This is a genomic window from Citrobacter braakii, assembly GCF_009648935.1.
Taxonomy (GTDB): domain Bacteria; phylum Pseudomonadota; class Gammaproteobacteria; order Enterobacterales; family Enterobacteriaceae; genus Citrobacter; species Citrobacter braakii.
The window spans coordinates 1,426,395-1,445,079 of sequence record NZ_CP045771.1; the positions used below are offsets into that span (position 1 = coordinate 1,426,395).

The 18,685-nt window shown below is 49.7% G+C and carries 14 protein-coding genes, 1 tRNA gene and 3 rRNA genes; 5 read left to right on the plus strand and 13 right to left on the minus strand.

Going from position 1 to position 18,685, the window contains the following annotated elements:
* The first annotated feature begins 123 nt into the window (after positions 1 to 123).
* The 4 genes from GFC06_RS06680 (at position 124) to rrf (GFC06_RS06695) (ending at position 3,486) form a co-directional block, all read left to right on the plus strand.
* Positions 124 to 3,030, plus strand: a 23S ribosomal RNA gene (locus GFC06_RS06680).
* A 96-nt stretch (positions 3,031 to 3,126) separates the two neighbouring features.
* Positions 3,127 to 3,242, plus strand: a 5S ribosomal RNA gene (gene rrf, locus GFC06_RS06685).
* Between the two features lie 14 nt (positions 3,243 to 3,256).
* A tRNA-Thr gene (locus GFC06_RS06690) sits at positions 3,257 to 3,332 on the plus strand.
* A 38-nt stretch (positions 3,333 to 3,370) separates the two neighbouring features.
* Positions 3,371 to 3,486: ribosomal RNA gene (rrf, locus tag GFC06_RS06695) — 5S ribosomal RNA — on the plus strand.
* A gap of 85 nt (positions 3,487 to 3,571) precedes the next feature.
* Here rrf (GFC06_RS06695) and GFC06_RS06700 read toward each other — a convergent pair.
* From GFC06_RS06700 to GFC06_RS06730, 7 genes are all read right to left on the minus strand, one after another.
* On the minus strand, positions 3,572 to 4,330 hold the full coding sequence (locus GFC06_RS06700) for an amino acid ABC transporter ATP-binding protein (protein ID WP_016154732.1): 759 nt from the start codon (positions 4,328 to 4,330) through the stop codon (positions 3,572 to 3,574).
* A gap of 7 nt (positions 4,331 to 4,337) precedes the next feature.
* A complete protein-coding gene (locus tag GFC06_RS06705; protein ID WP_141875726.1) occupies positions 4,338 to 5,441 on the minus strand; it encodes an amino acid ABC transporter permease in 1,104 nt (367 codons plus the stop codon).
* A 9-nt stretch (positions 5,442 to 5,450) separates the two neighbouring features.
* The gene (locus GFC06_RS06710) at positions 5,451 to 6,632 is read right to left on the minus strand and encodes an amino acid ABC transporter permease (RefSeq protein WP_141875718.1); all 1,182 of its coding nucleotides are present in this window, start codon (positions 6,630 to 6,632) and stop codon (positions 5,451 to 5,453) included.
* A gap of 69 nt (positions 6,633 to 6,701) precedes the next feature.
* Positions 6,702 to 7,727: an amino acid ABC transporter substrate-binding protein gene (locus GFC06_RS06715; RefSeq protein ID WP_003025295.1), complete on the minus strand. Its 1,026-nt coding sequence runs from the start codon at positions 7,725 to 7,727 to the stop codon at positions 6,702 to 6,704.
* 460 nt (positions 7,728 to 8,187) lie between these two features.
* Positions 8,188 to 8,409: a lipoprotein gene (locus tag GFC06_RS06720; RefSeq protein ID WP_003025292.1), complete on the minus strand. Its 222-nt coding sequence runs from the start codon at positions 8,407 to 8,409 to the stop codon at positions 8,188 to 8,190.
* 272 nt (positions 8,410 to 8,681) lie between these two features.
* Positions 8,682 to 11,795: an efflux RND transporter permease subunit gene (locus tag GFC06_RS06725; protein ID WP_153689969.1), complete on the minus strand. Its 3,114-nt coding sequence runs from the start codon at positions 11,793 to 11,795 to the stop codon at positions 8,682 to 8,684.
* 11 nt (positions 11,796 to 11,806) lie between these two features.
* A complete protein-coding gene (locus tag GFC06_RS06730; protein WP_103767055.1) occupies positions 11,807 to 12,970 on the minus strand; it encodes an efflux RND transporter periplasmic adaptor subunit in 1,164 nt (387 codons plus the stop codon).
* Between the two features lie 413 nt (positions 12,971 to 13,383).
* On the opposite strand from GFC06_RS06730, the gene envR reads away from it, so the two are divergent.
* A complete protein-coding gene (envR, locus tag GFC06_RS06735) occupies positions 13,384 to 14,040 on the plus strand; it encodes an acrEF/envCD operon transcriptional regulator (protein ID WP_047359095.1) in 657 nt (218 codons plus the stop codon).
* Between the two features lie 46 nt (positions 14,041 to 14,086).
* Here the strand turns inward: envR and GFC06_RS06740 are convergent, their stop codons facing one another.
* The 6 genes from GFC06_RS06740 to prmA form a co-directional block, all read right to left on the minus strand.
* Positions 14,087 to 14,251 (minus strand): DUF2556 family protein, encoded by a 165-nt coding sequence (locus tag GFC06_RS06740; RefSeq protein ID WP_141875717.1) that lies wholly within the window; start codon positions 14,249 to 14,251, stop codon positions 14,087 to 14,089.
* Positions 14,252 to 14,333: 82 nt separating this feature from the next.
* Positions 14,334 to 15,218 carry an adenine-specific DNA-methyltransferase gene (yhdJ, locus tag GFC06_RS06745; protein WP_047499792.1) on the minus strand — a complete coding sequence of 295 codons (885 nt, stop codon included), beginning with the start codon at positions 15,216 to 15,218 and terminating at the stop codon, positions 14,334 to 14,336.
* A gap of 88 nt (positions 15,219 to 15,306) precedes the next feature.
* Complete coding sequence (gene fis / locus GFC06_RS06750) at positions 15,307 to 15,603, minus strand: DNA-binding transcriptional regulator Fis (protein ID WP_000462905.1); 297 nt, start codon at positions 15,601 to 15,603, stop codon at positions 15,307 to 15,309.
* Positions 15,604 to 15,628: 25 nt separating this feature from the next.
* Complete coding sequence (gene dusB, locus GFC06_RS06755) at positions 15,629 to 16,594, minus strand: tRNA dihydrouridine synthase DusB (RefSeq protein ID WP_003025224.1); 966 nt, start codon at positions 16,592 to 16,594, stop codon at positions 15,629 to 15,631.
* A 298-nt stretch (positions 16,595 to 16,892) separates the two neighbouring features.
* Positions 16,893 to 17,669 carry a carbonic anhydrase gene (locus tag GFC06_RS06760; RefSeq protein WP_047499783.1) on the minus strand — a complete coding sequence of 259 codons (777 nt, stop codon included), beginning with the start codon at positions 17,667 to 17,669 and terminating at the stop codon, positions 16,893 to 16,895.
* Positions 17,670 to 17,797: 128 nt separating this feature from the next.
* The gene (gene prmA / locus GFC06_RS06765) at positions 17,798 to 18,679 is read right to left on the minus strand and encodes a 50S ribosomal protein L11 methyltransferase (RefSeq protein WP_047499780.1); all 882 of its coding nucleotides are present in this window, start codon (positions 18,677 to 18,679) and stop codon (positions 17,798 to 17,800) included.
* Between the last annotated feature and the right edge of the window lie 6 nt (positions 18,680 to 18,685).

Here is an 18,685-nt window from a genome sequence, read left to right on the forward strand (position 1 = left end):
AGCTGAAAATTGAAACGACACACTGTTTCATTTCTCCGTAAACAAGAAATGAAAAGCGGTGTGTTCGAGTCTCTCAAATTTTTGCAACACTGAAGTGTTTTACGAAACATCTTCGGGTTGTGAGGTTAAGCGACTAAGCGTACACGGTGGATGCCCTGGCAGTCAGAGGCGATGAAGGACGTGCTAATCTGCGATAAGCGTCGGTAAGGTGATATGAACCGTTATAACCGGCGATTTCCGAATGGGGAAACCCAGTGTGATTCGTCACACTATCATTGCGTGAATACATAGCGTAATGAAGCGAACCGGGGGAACTGAAACATCTAAGTACCCCGAGGAAAAGAAATCAACCGAGATTCCCCCAGTAGCGGCGAGCGAACGGGGAGCAGCCCAGAGTCTGAATCAGCATGTGTGGTAGTGGAACGGTCTGGAAAGTCCGGCGATACAGGGTGATAGCCCCGTACACAAAAGTGCATGTGTTGTGAACTCGAAGAGTAGGGCGGGACACGTGGTATCCTGTCTGAATATGGGGGGACCATCCTCCAAGGCTAAATACTCCTGACTGACCGATAGTGAACCAGTACCGTGAGGGAAAGGCGAAAAGAACCCCGGCGAGGGGAGTGAAAAAGAACCTGAAACCGTGTACGTACAAGCAGTGGGAGCCTCTTTATGGGGTGACTGCGTACCTTTTGTATAATGGGTCAGCGACTTATATTCTGTAGCAAGGTTAACCGAATAGGGGAGCCGAAGGGAAACCGAGTCTTAACTGGGCGTTAAGTTGCAGGGTATAGACCCGAAACCCGGTGATCTAGCCATGGGCAGGTTGAAGGTTGGGTAACACTAACTGGAGGACCGAACCGACTAATGTTGAAAAATTAGCGGATGACTTGTGGCTGGGGGTGAAAGGCCAATCAAACCGGGAGATAGCTGGTTCTCCCCGAAAGCTATTTAGGTAGCGCCTCGTGAACTCATCTTCGGGGGTAGAGCACTGTTTCGGCTAGGGGGTCATCCCGACTTACCAACCCGATGCAAACTGCGAATACCGAAGAATGTTATCACGGGAGACACACGGCGGGTGCTAACGTCCGTCGTGAAGAGGGAAACAACCCAGACCGCCAGCTAAGGTCCCAAAGTCATGGTTAAGTGGGAAACGATGTGGGAAGGCACAGACAGCCAGGATGTTGGCTTAGAAGCAGCCATCATTTAAAGAAAGCGTAATAGCTCACTGGTCGAGTCGGCCTGCGCGGAAGATGTAACGGGGCTAAACCATGCACCGAAGCTGCGGCAGCGACACTATGTGTTGTTGGGTAGGGGAGCGTTCTGTAAGCCGTTGAAGGTGGCCTGTGAGGGTTGCTGGAGGTATCAGAAGTGCGAATGCTGACATAAGTAACGATAATGCGGGTGAAAAACCCGCACGCCGGAAGACCAAGGGTTCCTGTCCAACGTTAATCGGGGCAGGGTGAGTCGACCCCTAAGGCGAGGCCGAAAGGCGTAGTCGATGGGAAACAGGTTAATATTCCTGTACTTGGTGTTACTGCGAGGGGGGGACGGAGAAGGCTATGTTAGCCGGGCGACGGTTGTCCCGGTTTAAGCATGTAGGCGGAGATTCCAGGTAAATCCGGAGTCTTGTTAACGCTGAGGTGTGATGACGAGGCACTACGGTGCTGAAGTAACAAATGCCCTGCTTCCAGGAAAAGCCTCTAAGCATCAGGTAACACAAAATCGTACCCCAAACCGACACAGGTGGTCAGGTAGAGAATACCAAGGCGCTTGAGAGAACTCGGGTGAAGGAACTAGGCAAAATGGTGCCGTAACTTCGGGAGAAGGCACGCTGATATGTAGGTGAAGTGATTTACTCATGGAGCTGAAATCAGTCGAAGATACCAGCTGGCTGCAACTGTTTATTAAAAACACAGCACTGTGCAAACACGAAAGTGGACGTATACGGTGTGACGCCTGCCCGGTGCCGGAAGGTTAATTGATGGGGTTATCCGTAAGGAGAAGCTCTTGATCGAAGCCCCGGTAAACGGCGGCCGTAACTATAACGGTCCTAAGGTAGCGAAATTCCTTGTCGGGTAAGTTCCGACCTGCACGAATGGCGTAATGATGGCCAGGCTGTCTCCACCCGAGACTCAGTGAAATTGAACTCGCTGTGAAGATGCAGTGTACCCGCGGCAAGACGGAAAGACCCCGTGAACCTTTACTATAGCTTGACACTGAACACTGGTCCTTGATGTGTAGGATAGGTGGGAGGCTTTGAAGTGTGGACGCCAGTCTGCATGGAGCCAACCTTGAAATACCACCCTTTAATGGCTGGTGTTCTAACGTAGACCCGTAATCCGGGTTGCGGACAGTGTCTGGTGGGTAGTTTGACTGGGGCGGTCTCCTCCTAAAGAGTAACGGAGGAGCACGAAGGTTAGCTAATCCTGGTCGGACATCAGGAGGTTAGTGCAAAGGCATAAGCTAGCTTGACTGCGAGAGTGACGGCTCGAGCAGGTGCGAAAGCAGGTCTTAGTGATCCGGTGGTTCTGAATGGAAGGGCCATCGCTCAACGGATAAAAGGTACTCCGGGGATAACAGGCTGATACCGCCCAAGAGTTCATATCGACGGCGGTGTTTGGCACCTCGATGTCGGCTCATCACATCCTGGGGCTGAAGTAGGTCCCAAGGGTATGGCTGTTCGCCATTTAAAGTGGTACGCGAGCTGGGTTTAGAACGTCGTGAGACAGTTCGGTCCCTATCTGCCGTGGGCGCTGGAGAATTGAGGGGGGCTGCTCCTAGTACGAGAGGACCGGAGTGGACGCATCACTGGTGTTCGGGTTGTCATGCCAATGGCATTGCCCGGTAGCTAAATGCGGAAGAGATAAGTGCTGAAAGCATCTAAGCACGAAACTTGCCCCGAGATGAGTTCTCCCTGACCCTTTAAGGGTCCTGAAGGAACGTTGAAGACGACGACGTTGATAGGTCGGGTGTGTAAGCGTAGCGATACGTTGAGCTAACCGATACTAATGAACCGTGAGGCTTAACCTTACAACGCCGAAGATGTTTTGGCGGATGAGACATCGAAATTCAGCTTGATTACAGATTACATCGACATGCGAAAAGTGTGTTGATAAACAGAATTTGCCTGGCGGCTGTAGCGCGGTGGTCCCACCTGACCCCATGCCGAACTCAGAAGTGAAACGCCGTAGCGCCGATGGTAGTGTGGGGTCTCCCCATGCGAGAGTAGGGAACTGCCAGGCATCAAATTTAGTGTGCTGATATGGCTCAGTTGGTAGAGCGCACCCTTGGTAAGGGTGAGGTCCCCAGTTCGACTCTGGGTATCAGCACCAGTTTTTCGGTTAAAGTTTGGCACTTAGAAAAGAATTTGTCTGGCGGCTGTAGCGCGGTGGTCCCACCTGACCCCATGCCGAACTCAGAAGTGAAACGCCGTAGCGCCGATGGTAGTGTGGGGTCTCCCCATGCGAGAGTAGGGAACTGCCAGACATCAAATAAAAACAAAAGGCCCAGTCTTTCGACTGGGCCTTTTGTTTTATCTGTTAAACGCCAGTGCTGTATCCGGCGCATGGCTTTAATGGATAACCTGCGACAAAAACGCACGCGTGCGTTCAGATTTGGGGTGAGCAAAAAACTCATCCGGTGCTGCCTGTTCAACAATCTCGCCAAGATCCATAAAGATCACCCGGTCGGCCACTGTGCGGGCAAAGCCCATTTCATGGGTAACACACAGCATGGTCATGCCTGATTGCGCCAGACCTATCATGGTATCAAGCACTTCTTTTACCATTTCAGGATCCAACGCTGATGTGGGTTCATCGAATAACATAATTTTAGGTTTCATGCACAGCGAGCGTGCAATGGCTACACGCTGTTGCTGCCCACCAGAGATTTGCCCAGGATATTTATGCGCATGTTCAGCAATGCGAACTCGCTCAAGGTAGTGCATTGCCAGAGCTTCAGCCTCTTTTTTTGGCATCTTTTGCACCCAGATCGGTGCCAGCGTGCAGTTTTGCAGGACCGTCAAATGAGGAAAGAGATTAAAGTGCTGAAAGACCATGCCAACTTCTTGTCTGACGCGCTCAATATTGCGGATATCTTCATTGAGTTCGATCCCATCCACCACAATACGTCCTTGCTGATGCTCTTCCAGGTGGTTGATACAGCGGATAGTTGTCGATTTACCCGAACCGGAAGGTCCGCATAATACGATGCGTTCTCCCTGCTTTACCTTCAGGTTGATGTTTTTCAGGACGTGAAACTGTCCGTACCATTTGTTGACGTTTTCCAGCGTAATCATCGCGTCGGTAGACGGCATTAATAATTGGCTCATAAATTCCTCAGTGCGGTGTACGCCCGGTGTTAAAACGTTTTTCCAGATGTTGGCTGTAACGCGACATGCTAAAACAGAAGATCCAGTAAATCAGTGCAGCGAAAACATATCCTTCCGTCGACATCCCCAACCATGCAGGGTCCACAGTTGCCTGCTGCACGCTACTGAAGAGATCAAACAGGCCGATGATGATGACCAGACTGGTATCCTTAAACAGGGCGATAATCGTGTTAACCAGACCCGGAATAACCAGCTTGAGGGCTTGCGGAAGAATGACCAGCCCTTGCGTTTTCCAGTACCCTAACGCCAGTGATTCAGCGGCTTCATACTGACCTTTTGGTAGGGCCTGTAACCCTCCGCGAACCACTTCTGCGACATACGCCGACTGGAAAAGAATCACGCCGACCAGCGCCCGGATAAGTTTGTCGATACTGGTCCCTTCGGACATAAACAGAGGAAGCATGACCGAGGACATAAAAAGGACGGTAATCAACGGCACACCGCGCCAGAACTCAATGAAAATGACGGATAAAATCCGCACGACTGGCATATGAGACCGACGTCCAAGCGCCAGTAAAATACCCCACGGAAGCGCGCCCGCAATCCCCACGGATGCAATGATAAGCGTCAGTGTTAATCCGCCCCACTGTCGGGTTTCTACGCGCTCAAGTCCGAAAAAACCACCGTACATCAACCACCAGACCACCACGGGATAAACGACGGCCCAGACGGCGATATAGCGGCCACGGTGAGGAATAGATTTCCAGAACATAGGGACGATAGAGGCCAGGCCAATGATCAGGGCCAGATTTACGCGCCAGCGCTGATCGTGGGGATAAAGTCCATACATGAATTGCCCAAAGCGTTCATGAATGAACACCCAGCAAGCCCCTGCTTTGGTGCAGTCTGCGCGGGTTGAACCGACCCAATTGGCCTGAAAGAATACCCAGTTCATCAGTGGCGGAAGAAATGACCAAATCAGCCAAACGCACAGCAGCGTGAGCAGGCTATTTGACCAACTGGAGAACAGGTTTTTACGCATCCAGAGTAGACTGCGGCTTGCCGGGTTACTGTTCTGACGCGAGGGGTGAGACAGCAGTGCTTTTGTCATCATGGCTCCTTAGCGCTCAATCAGTGCAATACGGCGGTTATAAATATTCATCAGCAGAGAAATGCTCAGGCTGATGATCAGGTACACCGACATCGTGATAGCAATAGTTTCAATGGCTTGACCTGTTTGATTGAGTACCGTGCCGGCAAACAGTGAAACCATATCCGGATAGCCAATGGCAGCCGCAAGTGAGGAGTTTTTGACGATATTCAGATACTGGCTGGTTAATGGGGGAATGATGACGCGCAGCGCCTGTGGGATGATCACCTGGCGCAGTGTCACCGGATTTGGTAGACCCAGCGAGCATGCTGCTTCATGTTGGCCATAAGGAACGGCCTGGATTCCCGCTCGAATAATTTCTGCAATAAACGCCGAGGTATACACTGAAAGCGCCAGCGTCAGGGCAGCCAATTCGGGAATAAGCACCATACCGCCACGGAAGTTAAAACCGTGAAGGGCGGGGATATCCCAGTGAAGCGCTGCGCCAAACAGCCATTGTGAGATCATCGGTAAAAGCACGATCAGCGCCAGAGCCGTGGGCCAGGTCCGGCGTAGCTGACCGGTTTTAGTCTGGTGCATTCTGTTGTAGCGAAATAGCCCGATAGTGACGACGATAATGATAATTACAGCGCAGCAAAAGGCAAAAAATCCTTCTCCTATTTGCGGTGCCGGAATATAGAGTCCCCGGTTACTCAGAAACATCAAGTCCAGCGCGTTAACGGCCTGACGTGGGCCGGGCAGGTTACGTAATACGGCGAAATACCAAAAGAAGATCTGCAGCAGCGGCGGTATATTGCGGAACGTTTCGATGTAGATCGTCGAGAGCTTTCGTAATAACCAGTTATCTGACAGGCGTGCCAGTCCGAGAAAGAAACCGAGAATTGATGCGAAAACAATGCACAGTGCAGAAACTAATAGCGTATTGAGCAGGCCAACGATAAAGACACGGCCATACGTATCGCCTTGCTCGTAATCGATCAGATGCTGGACAATACCAAATCCGGCGCTGCGATCGAGAAAAGAGAATCCCGAGGTAATACCGCTATTATTCAGGTTATTTATCGTGTTATGGATGAGATAGACCGCAATGCTGATGACTGCAATGACGGCAAGTATTTGAAATAACCAGGCGCGGACCGCAGGGTTAGAAAAGGATAACGATCCTTTTACGATTGAGCGGCGATGGAACATAAGAAAACCTCGGTAACTATGGCTCTGGACTGAGCGCCGCAGTCGCGGCGCCCGTTACATCACTACGCATTAGCGCACCGGTGGCGCATATTGAATGCCACCGTTATTCCAGAGGTTGTTCTGTCCACGTTTGATCTTCAGTGGGCTTTCCGATCCCACGTTACGCTCAAAGATCTCCGAGTAGTTACCTACCTGCTTGATAATGTTGTAAGCCCATTTGTTATCAAGCTTCAGATCCTTGCCATAATCCCCTTCTTTGCCTAACAGGTGTGCCATATCCGGCGTTGCAGGATTAGCCGCTTTTTCATCGACGTTTTTCGAGTTAACGCCCATTTCTTCCGCATTCAGCATGGCGAACAGCGTCCAGCGAACAATGGAGAACCACTCATCGTCTCCACGACGTACAACAGGTCCCAGCGGTTCTTTAGAAATAACTTCTGGCAGGACAATCCACTCCGCAGGATTACTCAGCTTGATTCGCAGGGCGTACAACTGAGACTGGTCGGAAGCCAGCGTGTCGCAGCGTCCAGATTCCAGAGCTTTAGCTGATTCATCCGAGCGGTCAAAGGTGACAGGGGTGTACTTCATGTTGTTGGCTTTAAAGTAGTCAGCCACGTTCAGTTCGGTATCTGTTCCTGCCTGGATACAAACCGTTGCGCCATCCAGCTCTTTAGCACTCTTAAGACCCGCTTTATTGTGGGTAAGAAAACCAATGCCGTCGTAATACGTTACGCCAGTGAAAGACATTCCCATTCCTGCGTCACGAGAGGAGGTCCAGGTGGTATTACGAGAGAGCATGTCGACTTCACCAGATTGTAGTGCGGTAAAGCGTTCCTTGGCGGTGAGCGGGGTATATTTTACTTTGCTATCATCGCCAAATACGGCGGAGGCAACGCCACGACATACGTCGACATCAATACCTGAGAACTTACCGCTTGCATCGGCATAAGAAAAGCCAGGCAACCCGTCACTGATCCCACACTGCACAAAACCTTTTTTCTTTACGGCATCAAGTGTTGCGCCGGCATGTGCCTGATTTGCAACCGCAAGCAGCACGCCGGCCGCAGCCAGGCTGGCTATTATCATCTTTTTCATAGAGCATCCTGTGTGGAGGAATTATTGTTATGGAAACGTTCTGAAAACGTCTTTTACCTGTCTGTGGCTATGGCCATACTCTTTTAAGCAAAGGTAGTGCCAGGTTTTTGCGCACGATTATTCGACGCAATATCCAGAGTGTAGACAGGAAAAAATAAATGCAGCGCCCTGAAGTGGTGCAAAATTGAAACGTAAGCCACATTTCGGCGCAAAAAATTTAAAAATCAAACCGGACGCGTGATAACGATTTCGTACGTTAATATTGATGACGTGAGAATAATGAAAAGAAAGCGCGCTGTTACGAAGAACTGAAAAAATGCTAATTTCAAATCGTGGATATGTGAGGAAAATCTATAATAATTTTATTATACGTTGAGTGCTATATACCAACGTTTTGTCTTATATGAAGATTTAATTCTTATTGCAAAAAGCGCGGTACCCACCGCGCTTTTAAGAAGATTTATTTGGTCAGGGCGACTATCCCAAGCGTCAGCCCGGCAACGGCTGCTGCGCCACCGGCGATGGCACCGGCTGTTTCCCAGTTATCCTGCGTGGTGCCTTTCATACAGGTATTGGTATGAACCAGGCGTCCCTGATCGTCGTATACAGGTACGCAAGGAGAATCGTGTGCACAGCCGGCCAGGAATGCGGTAAGCAATGCAACGGATATTAATCTTTTCATGGTGTTACCTCAAAAATAAGCGTTTCGCTAATTGAGCAAAGACAAACGCTAAGCCATCTGCGAACTCGGCGATTATTTTACCACTTCTTAAAAAAAGACTGACATGAGGAATAATCTCAATTCATGTGGATTGTAAAAATAATGGATAAAAAGAAAGGTGACTGGCGAGTTTTTCAGGAAGGGTTTATTAGAAATAAATGGCTATCTTATTAATAAATAAAGAGGGCCATCTTAGGTGAAAAAGGCGTCCGAAGACGCCTTTATTTTACAAATTAAACGTTGCGTCGACTAAAACGCCGTCTGACGACAACGAAGAAGACGGGGACGAAGAAGATTGCTAACAATGTCGCGGTCAGCATGCCTCCCATTACGCCTGTTCCGACCGCATTCTGCGCCCCGCTACCTGCTCCGCGGCTGATAACCAGAGGCATAACCCCCAGAATAAACGCCAGGGATGTCATCAGGATTGGACGAAGACGCATGCGTGACGCCTCCAGTGTGGCTTCAATCAACCCTTTACCTTCTTTATCCATCAGGTCTTTGGCAAACTCCACGATAAGGATAGCGTTTTTGGCGGAAAGACCGATGGTAGTCAGCAGACCTACCTGGAAGTAAACGTCGTTATTCAGACCGCGTATGGACGCCGCCAGAAGCGCACCGACCACGCCAAGCGGTACAACCAACATGACTGAAAATGGAATAGACCAGCTCTCATACAATGCGGCGAGACACAGGAAGACGACGATTAACGAAATAGCGTATAACGCAGGTGCCTGATTGCCGGAGAGCCGTTCCTGATATGACATCCCCGTCCAGTCATAGCCGATACCGGTTGGCAACTGTGCTGCCAGGTTTTCCATGAGCGCCATGGCTTCACCGGTGCTTCGACCCGGCGCGGCCTCTCCCAGTATTTCCATTGATGGCATACCGTTGTAACGCTCCAGGCGGGGTGAACCATAAATCCAATGCGACGAACTGAACGCAGAGAATGGCACCATTTCACCATTCCCACTACGTACGTAGAGATTGTTGATGTCGTTGGGTAACATACGGAACGGCGCGTCAGCCTGAACGTATACCTTTTTCACTCGGCCATGATCGATAAAATCGTTCACATAGGTGCCGCCAAGGGCCGTGGAAATCGTTTGGTTTATATCCGACAGACTTACGCCTAACGCCTGGGCTTTTTCCTGATCAATATCCAGCTTAAATTGCGGGGTATCTTCCAGACCGTTAGGGCGCACGCGCACCAGCAAATCTGGATGTTCTCTCACCATACCCAGCAACTGGTTCCGGGCTTTCGTCAGTTCTGTATGACCGAGGTTAGCCTGATCAATTAACTGAAAATCAAAGCCGGTCGCGGTACCCAGTTCAAGAATGGCAGGCATGTTGAACGGGAACACCAGTCCATCTTTAATCTGGCTGAACGCCCTGGTCGCACGTTCGACGATAGCCGTCACGCCGTTTTCATCGCCCGAACGCTCTTCCCATGGTTTGAGGCTAATAAAGACGATACCGGAGTTCTGTCCCTGGCCGCTAAAGCTGAAGCCATTAACGGTGAACACCGATTTTACGTTCGCTTTTTCCTGGTTCAGGTAGTAATTCTGAATCTGATCCAGCACCTGCTGTGTGCGCGTCTGTGTCGCACCGGCAGGAAGTTGCACCATTGTCATAAAGACCCCCTGATCCTCTTCGGGCAAGAAGGAGGTAGGGAGGCGTAAAAACAGAACAGCCATTCCGCCGACGATAAGAACATATAGCAACAAGTAGCGTCCGGTTTTGCGCAGAATACCGCTGATACTATTGCTGTAATGCCCGACGCTTTTATCGAACAGGGCGTTAAACCATCCGAAAAAACCGCCTTTCTTTTCAACATGTCCGGCGGAAACGGGTTTTAGCAGCGTTGCGCAAAGCGCTGGCGTAAGAATGAGGGCGACCAGAACAGAAAGCGCCATCGCTGAAACAATGGTCAGAGAGAACTGGCGGTAAATGGCGCCGGTCGAGCCGCCAAAGAACGCCATGGGGATAAATACCGCCGAGAGCACCATCGCGATCCCGACCAGTGCGCCCTGGATCTGGACCATGGATTTCTGCGTCGCCTCTTTGGGCGGCAGTTTCTCTTCCGCCATGACGCGTTCGACGTTTTCTACTACCACGATGGCGTCATCGACCAGCAGGCCGATGGCCAGCACCATTCCGAACATCGTTAGCGTGTTGATGGAGAATCCGAATGCTGCGAGGATCGCGAATGTTCCCAACAGCACGACAGGCACTGCGATAGTTGGAATCAGTGTGGCGCGCAGATTTTGCAGGAACAGGTACATCACCAGGAAGACGAGGATGATGGCTTCAAACAGCGTTTTCACCACCTCGTTAATCGAGATTTTTACAAATGGTGTAGTGTCATAGGGGTAAACCACTTGCAAACCTTGCGGGAAGAAAGGTTGTAACTCAGCCAGCTTTGCTTTGACGCCTGCGGCAGTATCCAGCGCGTTTGCACCGGTCGCCAGCTTAATGCCCAGACCTGTTGCGGGCTGACCATTAATTTTCGTCACCATGTTATAGTTTTCGCCGCCGAGTTCGATGCGGGCTACATCTCTGAGGTGAACCATTGAGCCATCCTGGCCCACCTTCAGCGTTATGCGGCCAAACTCTTCCGGCGTTTTCAGGCGTGTCTGAGCAATAATGGAGGCATTAAGTTGTTGACCCTGGACGGATGGTGCGCCTCCCAGTTGGCCTGCGGCAATCTGATTGTTCTGCGTTCTCAGTTGATTGATAACGTCCAGAGGAGTCAACTGATATTTGTTCATTGCGTTGCTGTCGAGCCAGATGCGCATTGCATACTGTGCACCAAACATCTGGACATCGCCGACACCTGCTGTTCGGCTTATTGCGTCTTTAACGTTAGACGCCACATAGTCGGAAATATCATCCTGCGTCAGATTGTTATTATCGGAGACAAAACCCGCCACCATCAGGAAACCGCTGCTGGATTTCTCGACGCTGATTCCCTGCTGCTGTACTTCCTGAGGCAGTAAGGGCATCGCTAACTGTAATTTGTTTTGCACCTGGACCTGTGCGATATCCGGGTCAGTACCCGACTCGAAAGTCAGAGTAATGGTGACGCTCCCGGAGGAATCGCTGGTGGAGGACATATACATCAGGTTATCGATACCGTTCATATTCTGTTCGATAACCTGCGTAACCGTGTCTTGTACTGTCTGCGCATCCGCACCTGGGTAGGTGGCAGAAATAGCGACCGCAGGAGGTGCAATGGTCGGATACTGTGCAACGGGCAGTTGCATGATTGCCAGAGCCCCTGCCATCATCAGAATGATGGCCAGAACCCAGGCAAAAATAGGGCGATTGATAAAAAAGTTAGCCATGTCCGGTTACCTTATTGCGCAGTTTTTGCGGCTGGAGTTTCGGTATCGGTGGTTGCTTTAACCTTTACGCCGGGACGCGCTTTCTGCAATCCGCTGACGATAACCTTATCGCCAGGCTGTAAGCCCTCGCTGATTAACCACTTATCACCTATCGCCTGTGTAGCAACGACGGTGCGAGCCTCGACCTGACTCTTGTCATTGACAACCATCACCGTTGCATCGCCGCGTGGCGTACGCGTTACCCCTTGTTGGGGAACGAGAATGGCATTCGGCTGGACGCCTTCATCAATACGAGCACGCACAAACATGCCCGGCAGCAGCGTGTGCTGTGGGTTAGGGAATACGGCCCTGAGGGTGATGGATCCGGTACTTTCATCAACGGTGACATCAGAGAACTGCAAAGCACCTTTCAGCGGGTACGACTGACCATTTTCCATCACCAGTTCGACGGTACTGCTGGCGCTGTCTTTATGCAGGCTCCCTTGCTCAACGGACTGTTTGAGGCGCATAAAGTCATTACTGGACTGTGTTACGTCGACGTAAATAGGATCAAGTTGTTGCACGGTAGCAAGCTCAGTTGCCTGGCCATTCGTGACTAATGCGCCTTCGGTGACGTTAGATTTACCGATACGTCCGCTAATGGGCGATGTCACTTTGGTGTAGGCCAGGTTGATACGAGCGCTTTCGACCGCCGCTTTTGCCGCGATAACGGAGGCATTGGCCTGGCGAGCATCAGCAATGGCCTGATCGTACTCTTGCTGGCTGATGTACTTAGTGCCAACCAGCGGGACATAACGTTTTACCGTTAAATGTGCGATAGCTGCTGCCGCTTCACTCTTTGCCAGTTCGCCTTTGGCGCTGTCGTAGTCGGCCTGGTAAGTCGCGGGATCGATCTGATAAAGCGACTGACCGGCTTCAACATCGCTTCCCTCGGTGAAATTCCGTTTAAGTACAATCCCGCTGACCTGAGGACGGACTTCAGCAATACGAAATGCTGTTGTGCGCCCTGGTAATTCGGTCGTCACGGCTAAAGGCGCCTTTTCGACGACATGGACAGTCACCTGCGGCTCTGCGGGGTGAGCTTGTGTTTCTCCCTGATCGTTACAACCGGCGAGTAATACAGCGGACATGATGATGAATGAGGGCAGGAGTGAAAACCTGGCATTTTTCGTCATTTCTATTCCTTAAAAAACCGAACGCTCGTTATTAACCGGGTAACGCAGAGGCGATAACGCGCACAAGTGAAAATAATGGTTGGCTATCCTACAAATTATTAGCTTGCGATGTAAGCAATACTTATTTATGGGCGCGATACACGGCACGTAAAAACAAAAAAGGATTAATCTTCGGTTGTTTCATTATGGTTTTAATAGTAATGCTATGATGCGCATAAACACATATTGAAATAAGTATTTGGTTGGTGAATATATTGGTGGTTGTTATTTGTTTTGTTTATTCGTGTGCAATGTCCATAATTAACTGTTTTAGAACTCGTCTAAATAAACGCTAAGTGATACATTTGTTCCGTTTAGCAAATATTAGATAAGAAAGTTAATCATTCTCTACCTTACCTCAGACAGTCGAAACCATGGCCAGAAAAACGAAAGCTGATGCCCTCAAAACACGACAGCACCTGATAGAAACAGCGATTATGCAGTTTGCCGTGCGTGGTGTTAGCAATACGACGTTAAACGATATTGCGGATGCCGCCAGCGTGACGCGGGGGGCGCTCTATTGGCATTTTGAAAATAAGACGCAATTGTTCAATGCGCTATGGTTACAACAACCTTCATTACGCGATCTTATTCAGGATAAGCTTATTGGTCGTTGGGGTGATAATCCTTTACAGCGACTGCGTGAAAAGTTTGTGGTGGGATTGCAATATATTGCACAGAATCCTCGCCAGCAGGCATTAATGCAAATTTTATATCATAAATGTGAATTTCATAACGATATGATATCAGAACAGACCATTCGCGATAAAATAGGTCTCAGTCATCAAAGCATTCGTGATTCACTGCAAAAGTGCGTGGATGAAAATCTGATTGCTACCAGTCTGGATTTAGATGTCATCATCATTATTCTGCACGGTAGCTTTAGCGGAATAATAAAAAACTGGTTAATGAATCCAGTGAGTTATGATTTGTATGGGCAAGCGCCAGTATTAGTTGATAACGTATTAAAAATGTTAAGCCCAGACGGCTGTGTAATGCAATTAATGCAGAGTGAAAATCAGCCAGGATAGTTTTAGCCGCCAGGGCCTGACGGCTGTCGATGTATTTTTCGTCGTGCTATTCGAGGTCGACGCAGTTGACCAGCTTGAGGGGGTTCACTGAATTCATATTCCGGCACTTATCGTGCTCCGTTGTCATCAGCTCTATCCACTGAATGAGCAGCGCATCAAAGAGAAAAACGAAGATCGCAAAAACAACCAGCCACCAATACTTGCGAATCATTACCAAACCCTGTGTATTCATGCCCAAGCGTGCAGGGAATATACACGAAATCTGCAAGCTGAAAAGCAGACTTACAATGCCTTTACTTTGCTGAAAGATCGCCGCTCTTTGCTGTTAATCGACTCTTTTTAGACAGATTTTTTGTCTTCCGCTTTTTCACCTTTGCAAGTTCATTCTCTGAAAAATGCGAACCAATGCTCATTCTTCTGAGCCCCATTTTTACGTACTCGGCATTGATTTCAATCCCGACAAACTTGCGACCTAATTCCACGGCAGTGGCACCGGTCGTGAAGCTACCGGCAAACGGATCCAGCACGCTGTCATCTGGACTGGAGGAAGCCAGAATGATGCGTTCAAGGAGGGCTTTGGGTTTTTGAGTGGGGTGATTTTCGTATTCGTCCATCAGATAACGAACGCGTGGAAACTCCCAGACATTGCCAGGAACTTTTTTCTGGTTGTAAGGTTGGGGCGGGTTCTTTCTGTAGTCTATCAGTGCACGTTTAGCGCCCGTTTTGGCTTCAACCAAAATATCATCACGATTAAACGTGTAGTTTTTCTGATCTTTTACCATCATCAGAAGCGGTTCATACATCGAACCAAAGTAATTTTTGGCCTGCACCCCGGAGCTATCGTATGACCACACGATACGGCTCTTGATGGTAAAGAGCTGGCGGCATTTGAGATCGATGTACGGCATGTTCTCCGTACTGTTCATGATGTACATGGTGCCGTGTGATTTGAGAATGCGATGGCACTCGTCAATGCACTCAAACAGCCATGCCAAAAAGGCCTCTTCGTCCCAGGATTCCACCATCCCGTCAAAGTCTTTACCGATGTTATAAGGTGGGTCGGCGAAAATGAGATCGACGCTTTCAGACGGCAGCTTTTTCAGTTCGGTCAGAGCATCACCCAGGATTATCTTTTTAGATTCATCGCCAAAATAGACAGGTTCACATCTTGCGTTCATCGCCAAAGCCTCCCGTGTGACGTTAATAAAAAAGGCGCTTCCCCATGCCGAGTAGCGCCTTTTAAAACAAACATTTCGCTGATTAGTATCAGTTCATGCCGTATTTTTTCAGTTTTTTACGCAGCGTACCACGGTTGATGCCCATCATCAGGGCAGCACGGGTCTGGTTACCGCGGGTGTATTGCATCACCATGTCCAACAGGGGCTGTTCTACTTCAGCCAGTACCAGCTCATAGAGATCGTTAACATCCTGACCATTCAATTGAGCAAAATAGTTCTTCAGTGCCTGTTTAACCGAGTCACGCAGGGGCTTTTGAGTTACCTGATCCTGAGAGTTAACGGTAGAAACGGTCAGTACGTCAGAATTTACGCGTTGTTCGAACATAGTTCTGTCAGCTCTTTATTTCTGTTTACGCAAAATTTTCGAAGTATGCCTCCAACGCCGCCAGCTGTTCGCTGGAATCTTCAATGGCGTTGAATGTGCGCCGAAACTGGTCATCCGGAGCGTGTTCCTGGAGATACCAGGATACGTGTTTACGCGCAATTCGGTACCCTTTTGCCTGACCATAAAAGTCGTGCAGTTCCCGAACGTGCGCACAAAGCAAGCGCTTCACCTCTGCCAGAGGCAGCGGGGGCAGCAGCTCCCCAGTGTCCAGATAATGCTGGATTTCCCGAAAGATCCAGGGTCTTCCCTGAGCTGCACGTCCTATCATCAGGGCATCCGCCCCCGTATAGTCGAGTACAGCTCTGGCTTTATGCGGGTCAGTAATGTCGCCATTCGCGATAATCGGAATGGAAACTTTCTGCTTAACTGCCCGAATACTGTCGTACTCAGCATCTCCATTGAACAAACAGGCGCGGGTGCGTCCATGAATGGTCAGAGCCTGAATGCCACAGTCTTCAGCCAGTTGGGCAATCTCTACGCAGTTACGGTGTTCCGGAGCCCAGCCGGTGCGAATCTTGAGTGTGACAGGAACGTCCACTGCATTGACGACCTCGGTTAGTATTGATTTCACTAGATCCGGGTACTGCAAGAGGGCTGAACCTGCGAGCTTGCGATTCACTTTTTTAGCCGGACACCCCATATTGATATCAATAATCTGGGCGCCGCTTTCCACGTTAATACGTGCGGCATCGGCCATCTCAACAGGGTCGCTACCGGCAATTTGCACCGTGCGAATTCCTGGCTCATCAACGTGCACCATCCGTAAACGAGACTTGTCACTTTCCCAAACCTGCGGGTTAGAAGACATCATCTCGGATACCGTCAATCCTGCTCCCATCTCATAGCACAGCGTCCTGAATGGTCTGTCAGTGATGCCAGCCATAGGTGCTGCGATCAGGCGATTTCTGAGCTGGTATTGTCCGATGCGCATGAGTTAAGAAATGACCATACTGTGACTGCAAGGCGGCGTATATTACGCATTTTTCGCACGAGATGAAAGGCCAAACTTTGACCAATCCACTGAGGTGGATCAATGAATTGCCGTAAATATGAACGCATGAAAATATTTAATCATATAAATCATTGCATTATAAAGATGTGTCGATTTTATATACACATATAATTTTGCGTAACTTCTCATTTTTTCTTCAGCCGCAGAAGGTGCTGGCAAGATATTCTGCTGAATTAATCAGCAAATTGTCTCGCCATTGTGTGATCTCTACCTCATTTTAGTACAGGATCTCGGTATCTCCTGAATGGCTGTCGATGATCTTGCGCTCATTAACTGGCTGCGGTGGACGATTGTTCGCAGGCCCAACAATGTAGTGAAATTTATCCAGTTGTTCGGCTGAAAGGGCAACAGGCGTTTTCAGGACAGTCCAGCTGACGCCTTCAGTACAGGGAGGTGTAGTTAGCGAACCGCTATAGCGCCAATAGGTTTTATCGTCGGGTAAAAGTTGGTTGATATCGACTGGCGAGAAGATGGGCATACTGTTGTCCTCCATGGTTGGAAATGACTCCCACAGATTTTGAATCGCCTGGTTAGGTTCGCCGACGTCAAACATGACCGCCACGATAGTGATGTCTCCGCTTTGATTTTTGTGGACTAACTGCAACTCCAGCGGATAGGTTTTACCGTTGAAGGTATGTTCGCTCGGGGCGTGAAAATCTAAGTGTTTTAGATAATAAATCTTTCCATCAACTTCAATGGAGTTTGAGGTATAGCTACTCATTGTTGCCCGCAGAGTATGGTTAATGCTTCGAAATCTTGTCGGACCATCGACATATTGCATGCTGAGTGAAGGAAGTCCAAGTTTACGAGTTGTGGCGGTCTGGATATCAATGGGTGATTGATTTATTCCGGTCTGGCATGTTGCATACTCTTTGCTGATTTCTCCCCACTGTGCGGGACCAGATTCTCCGCTATAACCCCATGGCGCGGCCAGCGCGGTTAGTGGCATCAGGCATGCTGTCAGTAATGTTGTGATAAATAGGTTGAAGCGCATACGTTTACTCAACGAAAATCAATATAAAGATTAACAAAATCAATAAATTATTATATCGCTGGAGAACGTCTCAGTATGCTGGTCAATTGTCTGAAAATGGCGTGGTCAGGCAACCACGCCGGAAGGGATTATTTTTTCTGACCGGTAATGCGGCACCACTCTTCTTTCTCGATAACCGGATCGAGCGTAAAGAGTTCGGCATAGGCCTCACAGACGCTTTCCGCCTGGCTGGCAAGAATGCCAGAAAGCCCCAGTAAACCGCCCTCAACGGGCAGTACGCTGATTAACGGTGCCAGTTCACGTAATGGGCCTGCGAGGATGTTTGCGACCACCACGTCGGCTTTCATCGCCTCTGGCTGGTCTTTCGGCAGATAAAGCTCCAGACGCTCAGAAACGCCATTACGCTGGGCGTTATCACGGCTGGCCTGAATTGCTTGCGGATCGATGTCTACGCCGATGGCTTTTGCCGCACCCAGCTTCAGTGCCGCAATGGCAAGAATGCCGGAGCCGCAGCCGAAGTCGATGACGGTTTTGCCGTTAAGATCGAGACCGTCCAGCCATTGCAGGCATAGGGAGGTGGTGGGGTGAGTGCCGGTACCAAACGCCAGACCCGGGTCCAGCATCACGTTGACGGCATTCTCATCCGGGACATCGCGCCAGCTTGGGCAAATCCACAAACGTTCACCAAAGCGCATCGGGTGGAAGTTATCCATCCATTCGCGTTCCCAGTCTTTGTCTTCGAGCTGTTCGATTTTATGCGCGAAGCCTGTACCCAGCAGCGGATGCTGCTCCAGGATGGCAACCACTTCTTTCATGTCGGTTTCTGCATCGAACAAGCCGATAACGTCGGTATCTCCCCACAGGCGAGTCTCGCCCGGCAGAGGCTCAAATACCGGCGTATCATGCGTGTCCTGGAAAGTAATGGAAACGGAGCCCGCTTCCATCAGCGCATCGCTCAACTCTTCAGCGTTGGCACCGGTCGTGTTCAGTTTCAGTTGGATCCATGGCATGGCAAA

What these genes read in the sequence shown, in the direction of transcription:
- GFC06_RS06700 (WP_016154732.1), bottom strand. Translation starts at nt 4,330, where the DNA reads ATGAGCCAATTATTAATGCCGTCTACCGACGCGATGATTACGCTGGAA.
- GFC06_RS06705 (WP_141875726.1), bottom strand. Translation starts at nt 5,441, where the DNA reads ATGACAAAAGCACTGCTGTCTCACCCCTCGCGTCAGAACAGTAACCCG.
- GFC06_RS06710 (WP_141875718.1), bottom strand. Translation starts at nt 6,632, where the DNA reads ATGTTCCATCGCCGCTCAATCGTAAAAGGATCGTTATCCTTTTCTAAC.
- GFC06_RS06715 (WP_003025295.1), bottom strand. Translation starts at nt 7,727, where the DNA reads ATGAAAAAGATGATAATAGCCAGCCTGGCTGCGGCCGGCGTGCTGCTT.
- GFC06_RS06720 (WP_003025292.1), bottom strand. Translation starts at nt 8,409, where the DNA reads ATGAAAAGATTAATATCCGTTGCATTGCTTACCGCATTCCTGGCCGGC.
- GFC06_RS06725 (WP_153689969.1), bottom strand. Translation starts at nt 11,795, where the DNA reads ATGGCTAACTTTTTTATCAATCGCCCTATTTTTGCCTGGGTTCTGGCC.
- GFC06_RS06730 (WP_103767055.1), bottom strand. Translation starts at nt 12,970, where the DNA reads ATGACGAAAAATGCCAGGTTTTCACTCCTGCCCTCATTCATCATCATG.
- envR (WP_047359095.1), top strand. Translation starts at nt 13,384, where the DNA reads ATGGCCAGAAAAACGAAAGCTGATGCCCTCAAAACACGACAGCACCTG.
- GFC06_RS06740 (WP_141875717.1), bottom strand. Translation starts at nt 14,251, where the DNA reads ATGATTCGCAAGTATTGGTGGCTGGTTGTTTTTGCGATCTTCGTTTTT.
- yhdJ (WP_047499792.1), bottom strand. Translation starts at nt 15,218, where the DNA reads ATGAACGCAAGATGTGAACCTGTCTATTTTGGCGATGAATCTAAAAAG.
- fis (WP_000462905.1), bottom strand. Translation starts at nt 15,603, where the DNA reads ATGTTCGAACAACGCGTAAATTCTGACGTACTGACCGTTTCTACCGTT.
- dusB (WP_003025224.1), bottom strand. Translation starts at nt 16,594, where the DNA reads ATGCGCATCGGACAATACCAGCTCAGAAATCGCCTGATCGCAGCACCT.
- GFC06_RS06760 (WP_047499783.1), bottom strand. Translation starts at nt 17,669, where the DNA reads ATGCGCTTCAACCTATTTATCACAACATTACTGACAGCATGCCTGATG.
- prmA (WP_047499780.1), bottom strand. Translation starts at nt 18,679, where the DNA reads ATGCCATGGATCCAACTGAAACTGAACACGACCGGTGCCAACGCTGAA.